7 protein-coding genes are annotated in these 7,926 nt (G+C 59.6%); 3 read left to right on the forward strand and 4 right to left on the reverse strand.

From position 1 onward, the window contains the following. Nucleotides 1-99: 99 nt before the first annotated feature. Nucleotides 100-1,497 (reverse strand): cysteine--tRNA ligase, encoded by a 1,398-nt coding sequence (gene cysS, locus WAO69_RS15945; protein WP_422180927.1) that lies wholly within the window; start codon nt 1,495-1,497, stop codon nt 100-102. A gap of 340 nt (nt 1,498-1,837) precedes the next feature. Here cysS and WAO69_RS15950 point away from each other — a divergent pair, with 340 nt between their 5' ends. Next, nucleotides 1,838-3,007: a pyridoxal phosphate-dependent aminotransferase gene (locus tag WAO69_RS15950; protein ID WP_422180929.1), complete on the forward strand. Its 1,170-nt coding sequence runs from the start codon at nt 1,838-1,840 to the stop codon at nt 3,005-3,007. A 144-nt stretch (nt 3,008-3,151) separates the two neighbouring features. On the opposite strand, the gene WAO69_RS15955 is transcribed toward WAO69_RS15950, so the two are convergent. Then, nucleotides 3,152-3,673 carry an outer membrane protein gene (locus WAO69_RS15955; RefSeq protein WP_422180931.1) on the reverse strand — a complete coding sequence of 174 codons (522 nt, stop codon included), beginning with the start codon at nt 3,671-3,673 and terminating at the stop codon, nt 3,152-3,154. Between the two features lie 384 nt (nt 3,674-4,057). On the opposite strand from WAO69_RS15955, the gene WAO69_RS15960 reads away from it, so the two are divergent. Then, nucleotides 4,058-5,614, forward strand: coding sequence for a trimethylamine methyltransferase family protein (locus WAO69_RS15960; protein WP_422180933.1), 1,557 nt, complete (start codon nt 4,058-4,060; stop codon nt 5,612-5,614). A 180-nt stretch (nt 5,615-5,794) separates the two neighbouring features. On the opposite strand, the gene WAO69_RS15965 is transcribed toward WAO69_RS15960, so the two are convergent. After that, complete coding sequence (locus WAO69_RS15965) at nt 5,795-6,040, reverse strand: hypothetical protein (RefSeq protein ID WP_422180935.1); 246 nt, start codon at nt 6,038-6,040, stop codon at nt 5,795-5,797. A gap of 284 nt (nt 6,041-6,324) precedes the next feature. On the opposite strand from WAO69_RS15965, the gene WAO69_RS15970 reads away from it, so the two are divergent. Further along, the gene (locus WAO69_RS15970) at nt 6,325-6,852 is read left to right on the forward strand and encodes an RNA polymerase sigma factor (protein WP_422180937.1); all 528 of its coding nucleotides are present in this window, start codon (nt 6,325-6,327) and stop codon (nt 6,850-6,852) included. A gap of 2 nt (nt 6,853-6,854) precedes the next feature. On the opposite strand, the gene WAO69_RS15975 is transcribed toward WAO69_RS15970, so the two are convergent. Beyond that, the gene (locus WAO69_RS15975; protein WP_422180939.1) at nt 6,855-7,730 is read right to left on the reverse strand and encodes a DMT family transporter; all 876 of its coding nucleotides are present in this window, start codon (nt 7,728-7,730) and stop codon (nt 6,855-6,857) included. Between the last annotated feature and the right edge of the window lie 196 nt (nt 7,731-7,926).

Here is a 7,926-nt window from a genome sequence, read left to right on the forward strand (position 1 = left end):
ATCGGGCCGGGACGCTTACGTTCCGGCCAGCCCCCGACCGCCCCCCCGGGCGGGGGCTTGTCCCCCACCCGCGGCCGGGGGCTGGCCAGTGTTCGTCATTCATAACAGGCCTTCCAGTTTTGCCGGATCAAAGTCTGGTGTCGCAAGAAGATCAACGTTCTCTTTTGTCATCTGAACCTCGACGCCCGCCGCTTTCAGAGAAGACCTGAAGCTATCAAGCTTGGCAAAGTTCTTTGTCTCCAACGCCTCAGCTCTCAGAGTTTTCAGCGCGTCCACATAGTCCATGAAATCAAAGCTCTTTGGTACAGCCCATTCGGGCGCCTCGTCCTCCATCAAGCCCAGGAATTGCAATGTGTGCCTGAGGGTCGCCACGTCATTGGCAAGAGACAACTGGTGCAATTCCGCAATTGCGCCTGCCGTGTTCAGATCATCGGCCAGAGCATCAACCACACCTATGTAAGGATCACCGCGCCCGACGCCCTGAATGGCCTGCGCATACCATTTGCGCAGCGTTGCCTCGGCCTCGATACGCTTCTTCTCGGTCCAGTCCATGGGCTTGCGGTAATGCGTTCCCAGAAAGACCAAGCGGATCACTTCACCCGGCACGCCCTGATCCAGCAGATCACGCACGGTAAAGAAGTTGCCCAGGGATTTGGACATCTTCTTGCCCTCGACTTGCAGCATCTCGTTATGCAGCCAGGTATGGGCAAAATCCGCCTCGGGGTGCGCGCAGCAACTTTGCGCGATCTCGTTCTCATGATGCGGGAACATCAGATCATTGCCGCCACCGTGGATGTCGAAACTGGCTCCAAGCAGCGCAAATGACATGGCCGAGCATTCGATATGCCACCCCGGACGTCCACGTCCCCATGGGCTGTCCCAGCCGGGCAAGTCGGAACTGGACGGTTTCCACAAAACGAAATCCATCGGATTGCGCTTGTAGGGAGCCACCTCGACCCGCGCGCCTGCGATCATGTCATCGACGGATCGGCCCGAGAGCCCGCCATATGCGGGATAGCTGTCGACGGCAAAGAGGACATGGCCTTGTGCGGCATAGGCATGGCCCCTGGCGACCAGGTCCTCGATCATGGCGACCATCTGCGCGATGAACTCCGTGGCGCGCGGCTCGGAGTCGGGGCGCAAGGCCGCCAGTGCGTCCATATCCGCGTGATACCAGGCGATGGTCTCATCCGAGCGGGCGCGGATCAACTCTTCCAGCGCGCCCGGCTCTCCGGCAGCTTTGCGCTGTTGCGCGGTCTCATTGATGCGGTCATCCACATCCGTGAAGTTGCGCACATAAGTGACGTGATCCGCCCCGTAGACATGCCGCAACAGCCGGTAGAGCACATCAAACACCACCACAGGGCGCGCATTGCCCAGATGGGCACGGTCATAGACTGTAGGGCCACAGACATACATGCGCACATTGGAGGCATCTATGGGCTCAAAGACCTCTTTGCGTCGGGTCTTGGTATTGGTGAGTTTGATCTCGACCATGGCGTGCAGGCTCCTTGAAGGGCGCGTGGCGCGGGCCTAGCAAGTCTCGTCAATCAAGGGAATATGAGAAACCGGCCCGCTGAAGATTTCAGCAGGTAATGCAGCAGGGAATGAGGCAGATACAGGTTTTCATAAGCTGCGTGTAACACTTTTTTTCGGGTGCGCCAAGCCTATGCGGCTTTGCGCGAAGACAAGGCAGAGTGATCCTTGCGTGAACGTCTTATCATGCGTGAGTATCGAAAGGACAGTTGCAACACAGCGGGATGGGTCTTGTCTGAGGGTTTATTGACATTTCACGCCGCCTCTGCGCCTCTCGGCGCAAACCTACAAAGAGACGGTCATGCAGCTTTCCAAACGTATATCCACCCTTACTGGCGACGGTTCGGACGGCTGGGATGTGTTCAATCGGGCTCGCAAGATGATCGCATCCGGAGAGCCCGTCATCGAACTGACCATTGGTGAGCATGATGTGCGCACGGACCCCACGATCCTTGCGGCCATGGATGCCTCGGCCAGGGGTGGACACACCGGCTATGCGACAGTTGCCGGCGTCAATGCGTTGCGTGAACGCGTGGCCTCGCGGTTGACCGAACGCACCGGGGTGGCGACACGTCCCGGGAACGTGATGATCACGCCCGGCGGGCAATCGGCCTTGTATTCGGCGCATCACGCCGTTTGCGATGAGGGCGATGTGGCTCTGTTCATCGACCCCTACTATGCTACCTATCCCGGCACGATCCGGGGCGTCGGCGCTGTGCCAAGGGCGATACCGACAGACGCAAGCGATGCCTTCCAACCCGGCAGGGACGCTTTGGAAGCCGCCGCACCCGGCGCACGCTCGCTTCTGATCAATTCTCCCAATAATCCGACAGGCGTTGTCTATGACCGCGCCACTCTGGAGCGGATCGCACAGACCTGCATTGCCCATGACATCTGGCTGATCTCGGACGAGGTCTATGACACGCAGGTCTGGGAAGGCACGCATCTGTCGCCCCGGGCCCTTCCGGGGATGCTTGAACGCACTCTGGTTGTCGGCTCGATGTCCAAAAGCCATGCGATGACCGGATCGCGTTGTGGCTGGATCGTGGGGCCGGAGGCAGTCATTGAGCACCTGATCACCCTGGCCACCCATACGACCTATGGCGTTCCCGGCTTTGTGCAGGATGCCGCCATCTATGCGCTGGATCAGGGCCCGGCTTTGGAAGACAAGGTCTCAGCCCCCTTTCGGCGGCGGCGCGATCTGGCGCAGAAGGTGCTGGGTGCACAAAATGCCGTTACGGCCGTCCCCAGCCAGGGTGCCATGTATCTGATGCTGGATATCCGCGCGACAGGGCTGAGCGGGGAAGAGTTCGCCAATGCACTGCTGGATGCGCACAAGATCGCCGTCATGCCCGGCGAAAGCTTTGGCCAGGCGGCGGCCGGGCATCTGCGCGTGGCAATGACCGTGGAGGATGAGGTCTTTCTTGAGGCGCTCGAGAGGCTATGCGCCTTTGCCGCCAGTTACACCTGAGTTTCACAGGTTCGGGGGCTGTCATGTGATGGAGCGAGGCTCTGCCTCGCGCTCCGCCGTAATTTGCGCAAGAAGAAGCAGCGACGGAAAAAGAGAACCCGCAGCCCGGATGAGCTGCAGGTCAGAATTTGGGATGTTCTTGGCTTAAAAGCGGAAGGACGCGCGGATCGCCACACTGGTTGCATCGGCGTCAACACCGGTGCTGTTGATGTTGTTGAAATCATGCTCGAGAATCTCGAGGCCCAGTATCGCGTTCGGGGTCACCTGATAGGCCAGGCCGACACCGTAAAATGCGCCGCTGTCGTCACCCAGCGATGTGTCGACCTCGGCATAGCCAAGCGCACCGTAAAGCAGGAACTGGCCCAGATCGTAGCCAACCGTGCCCTTGAGGCGCCAAACATCGTTGACCCTGGCAGCACCACCGCCCAGTGAGACATCCGTGTCATCATATTCGAATTCACCGCCGGCAACCCATGTGCCGAAATCAAAGCGGTAACCGGCATGCACACCATAGCTTGTATCATCGCCATTGGCCCCGATGTTGGTGTCTACATCCAGCGTCCCTGCCTGGATACCGGCGTAAAAGCCGTCCCAGTCTCCGTCGGCCAATGCCGGCGACGCGCTCAAAGCCGCGACTGCAGCGGCGGCCAGAATAGATTTTTTCATTGTATTGGGTCTCCTTGCCTGTGTGTCGTTCACGCGCCGATGCGCGCGCATCCGATCGGTTTTTGCTGAAAACTACCTGTTCAGTCAGAGAGGTTTTTCAATTCACGTTCACATCACGTAAGGGTGAGCGTCGGAAAACCGCCGATCAGCTGCGTTGGGTTCGGCTGTTAGCAGCCGATAGGTCGAAAACGACATCGGTCGCAAACAGAATAGCGCCGCGACTCATCCCGTCACATTATTCGCCAAACGGAGTGAACATGCAGCACGAGCTTTGCATCATTTGTCTTGTAACCCGCACCATTGGCGCGGAACGGGGACGTGCGGCACGAGGGCGCCCCCATCCTGTCTGACTTCCGTTTACATCTTTTTGACAGGACAACTCCAATGACAGACCAATCCAATACTCCGACCACGTCTTCCGTTCGCAGTGGTGGACGCGCCGCGCGCAGAGCCGCGCGCGCAGCCTCCCTTCCCGACGACATGCGCCCGATCCGACCCGGTCTTTCGGGTGGCACGTTCAAGCCGCTGAGCGACGCGGATATCGCGCGCATTCACGATGCCGCGCTTGAAGCGCTGGAAACGATCGGCCTGGCCGACGCACCGGAAAGTGGCGTCGAGATACTGACCGGAGCCGGCGCTATTCTGGGTGAGGACGGACGCCTGCGCTTTCCCCGCGCGGTCGTTGAAGACGCACTGGCCCTGGCCTGCCGCGATATCACCCTTTTTGGGCGCGATGCCATGTATGACATGCATCTGAACGGCACACGCGTGCATTACGGCACTGCGGGTGCCGCGGTGTCGATGGTCGATGTGGCGGGGCGCAATTACCGCGAGAGTCAGTTGCAGGATCTGCATGACGCTGCCCGGATCGCGCATCAGTTGGATAATTTGCACTTCGTACAGCGCCCCATGGTGGCCCGCGATATCGTTGACAACAAGGAGATGGATCTCAACACGATCTATGCCTGCTGTTCAGGGACCACGAAACATGTCGGCACATCTTTCACGGAGCCGTCCTTTGTGCCCGACGCGTTCGAAATGCTTCATATGATTGCCGGCAGCGAGGCCGCCTGGCGTGCGCGCCCCTTTGTGTCGAACTCCAACTGCTTTGTTGTGCCGCCGATGAAATTCGCCACCGAAGCCTGTCAGGTGATGGAGGCCTGTATCCGGGGCGGAATGCCGGTTCTGCTACTGTCGGCCGGGATGGCTGGGGCGACGACACCCTCGACCGTGGCCGGAGCCATCACGCAAGCCACAGCTGAATGCCTGGCCGGTCTGGTTTATGTCAACGCGATGCAACCGGGACATCCGGCGATCTTTGGCACCTGGCCCTTCGGGTTGGACCTGCGCACGGGCGCGATGTCGATCGGATCAGCCGAGCAGGCACTGCTGAGTGCGGGCTGCGCGCAGATGCACCAGTTCTATGGTCTGCCCGGCGGAGCCGCTGCGGGGGGCGCAGATTCCAAACTGCCCGACATGCAGGCCGGATGGGAAATGATGTGCACCAATGTGACATCCGGTCTTGCCGGGCTGAACATGGTTTATGAGGCAGCCGGCATGCATGCCTCGCTGCTGGGGTTCTGTCATGAATCGCTCATTCTGGGTGATGATCTGATCGGTCACGCGATGCGCGTGGTGCGTGGCATCGAAGTGTCAGAGGAGACCATCGCGCTGGATCAGATGCGCGAGGTCTGCCTGGGTGGACCGGGTCATTATCTTGGGACCGCGCAGACGCTGGCGCGCATGGAGAGCGACTATGTCTACCCCCGTCTCGGGGACCGCACTTCCCCGAAGGAATGGGCGGAAAAGGGCAAACCCGATCTTGTGGAAAAGGCGATCGCGCGCAAAGAGGCGATTCTGGCTGAACGGTCTCCGGCGCGTTTTGATGCGGAAACGGATACGAAGATCCGCGCGCGGTTCAAGATACACCTGCCCTCCTGACGCGCGTCCTCATCGCCGAGTATCTTGCGGCACCCGGTACTGGGGTTTACCGGACGCCGCGCCCCCGTCCTGAACCTGATGCCGCCTTTGGGGGTGCAGCATCCTTGATCTGAAATGGTTCAGGCCAGTCAGCGCGACCACACCGACTCTGGCCGGGACGCGCCGTGTCTCAGATACGCGTCAGCCTTCGGTCGCAGGCATCATGCCTGCCTCCTGGGCGGCCACGACCTCATCATCGTCCAACGCGCCGTCGGCATTGACGTCCATCGCGCTGAACGCTTCGGGCGTGATGTCAGGGTAGACGGCCTGAACTTCATCAATGGTCAGAACGCCGTCGCCATTGGTATCCACTTCGGTGGCCGCCAGAAGGGTTGTGGGCAGGGCCAGTCCGAATGCCGCCAGCAGTGTAAGTACAGTCTTTTTCATCTCTTCCTCCGAGTTTTGTGAAGAAGGCGATTGCTCGTGCCTTCCCTAACTATGACGAGATTGTGGCGCTTTGCGTCCCTGCCCGGATCAACCATTCCGTGTCACACGCCATTGTCTGCCGACGTCTTGGAACGCCATGCGCGGGCTGGCGCCGAAAAAGCGGTGATTCTACAAAAATCGACGGGATCGGCGGAAAACCCCGTCTTTTCAATGCCGCAATCTTCACCAGTCTAGAGCCACGTCCCGGATCCAAATCACCAGGAAGATCAAAACAGGAGGAAGAGATGTCGCTGCCACAAATCGTTAACCTGCCCCAAGACTTGATTGACGTCTTGCCCATGCTCAACCGACGCGCGCGCAAGCTGTGTGACAATCCAAGCGATGCCGCTGATCTGGCGCAAGAGACTGCGCTCAAGATCTGGCAGCGTCACCAAAGCGGAGCACCGATTGCTGACCCGCGGGCCTATGCAATGACCACCCTGCGCAACATCGTCCGGGCCGAATGGCGCACCCGTCTCGAGACCGATGCACTGGAGGACGACATGGCCAGCGCGCCACCTGACGCGATGCGGGTGATTGCCTGCGCCGAGATGCGCGAGGCGATTGACCGGTTGCCATACGATCAGGCGATGTTGCTCAAGCTGGTGATGACCGGCGAGACCAGCCCGCGTGTGCTGGCGCGGCGTATCGGCGTACGCTCGGGGACCGTGATGTCCCGTTTGGCGCGGGCGCGCGCGCGGCTGCGCCAGGAAATGGGCATGAGTCAGACCTGTTCGGTCACAACGCTCTATGAGGAAACGTCGATGAACTGAGCCTATTTCCTGTTGATCAGAACCAATCCGATCGCCACCAGTCCCAAAGCAAGCCATGTGCCAAGGGTGACCGTCTCGTTCAACAGCAGCCATCCGAAAAACACCGCAAGCACCGGAGACAGGAAGCTGAACGAAGCCACGCTTGACGCAGGATAGCGAGACAGCAACCAGAACCACCACAAAAAGCCGAAGCTGGCGATACACAGGATCTGAAACAGCATGCCCCAGAGATGAATCGGCTCGATGTTGCGTACCATGTCGCCAAAGTAGAATGCTGCAAGCATCAGGATAGGCGCAGAAATCGCCAGTTGCCACAGCAGTTGAACTTCGGGTTTTTCCTGCGACAGGGGCGTGAGGCGCACCGTCAGGGCGATACCGGCCCAGCACATGGCCGCAAAGATACCAAGAAGGTCACCGGTCAGGCTGACCTGGGCCGCACTGCGATCCAAAAGCGCCATGATGACGCCGGCCATCGCGAAAACCAGCCCGAGAGAGCGGCGCTTGGTCAACTGCTCTCCGGGCAACACGAAATGCCCGACCAGCGCCAGCCAGACTGGCATGGTATACAGCATGATGGATGCGCGTGATACGGTGGTCATATCCAGGGCGGTGTAGATCGCCATGAATTCGACACCGAAAAGCACGCCGACCAGAATGCCGCCAAACCGGGCCGATGGCGCGGTAAAAACCGATATCCCCCGCAGGCGCATCCAAAGCAGGATAACCAACAGCGCTCCGACCGACCGCAGACCGGCCATGAACACCGGGCCGAACCCGCCGCCAGAGACTTTGATCACCACCTGATTGAAAGCCAGAAGCGTGGCAAAGCTTGTCAGCATCACCGCGCCTATCGCATCGACATTCGTTTTTCTTTCCATTCGCTCATGTGGAGAGGGCCGCACGGTCAGTGTCAAGCGGGCTTGCGTCTTGTTGGAAGATCATTTGTTCTGCACTGCGCAAAAAACCGCATGACTCCTGACGTATGATCAGCCCGATCAATCACGGGTAAAGAGTGACAGCCGCCACAAGCAGTGAGTTATGCCCGAAAGTTGGTGATGGTCTGAAGTAGGCGGC

This window comes from Aestuariivita sp. (genome assembly GCF_049276915.1).
Lineage (GTDB): Bacteria > Pseudomonadota > Alphaproteobacteria > Rhodobacterales > Rhodobacteraceae > Aestuariivita.

Bases quoted from the DNA above. Each gene is read 5' to 3' on its own strand.
- cysS (WP_422180927.1), bottom strand. From the start codon at position 1,497: ATGGTCGAGATCAAACTCACCAATACCAAGACCCGACGCAAAGAGGTC.
- WAO69_RS15950 (WP_422180929.1), top strand. From the start codon at position 1,838: ATGCAGCTTTCCAAACGTATATCCACCCTTACTGGCGACGGTTCGGAC.
- WAO69_RS15955 (WP_422180931.1), bottom strand. From the start codon at position 3,673: ATGAAAAAATCTATTCTGGCCGCCGCTGCAGTCGCGGCTTTGAGCGCG.
- WAO69_RS15960 (WP_422180933.1), top strand. From the start codon at position 4,058: ATGACAGACCAATCCAATACTCCGACCACGTCTTCCGTTCGCAGTGGT.
- WAO69_RS15965 (WP_422180935.1), bottom strand. From the start codon at position 6,040: ATGAAAAAGACTGTACTTACACTGCTGGCGGCATTCGGACTGGCCCTG.
- WAO69_RS15970 (WP_422180937.1), top strand. From the start codon at position 6,325: ATGTCGCTGCCACAAATCGTTAACCTGCCCCAAGACTTGATTGACGTC.
- WAO69_RS15975 (WP_422180939.1), bottom strand. From the start codon at position 7,730: ATGGAAAGAAAAACGAATGTCGATGCGATAGGCGCGGTGATGCTGACA.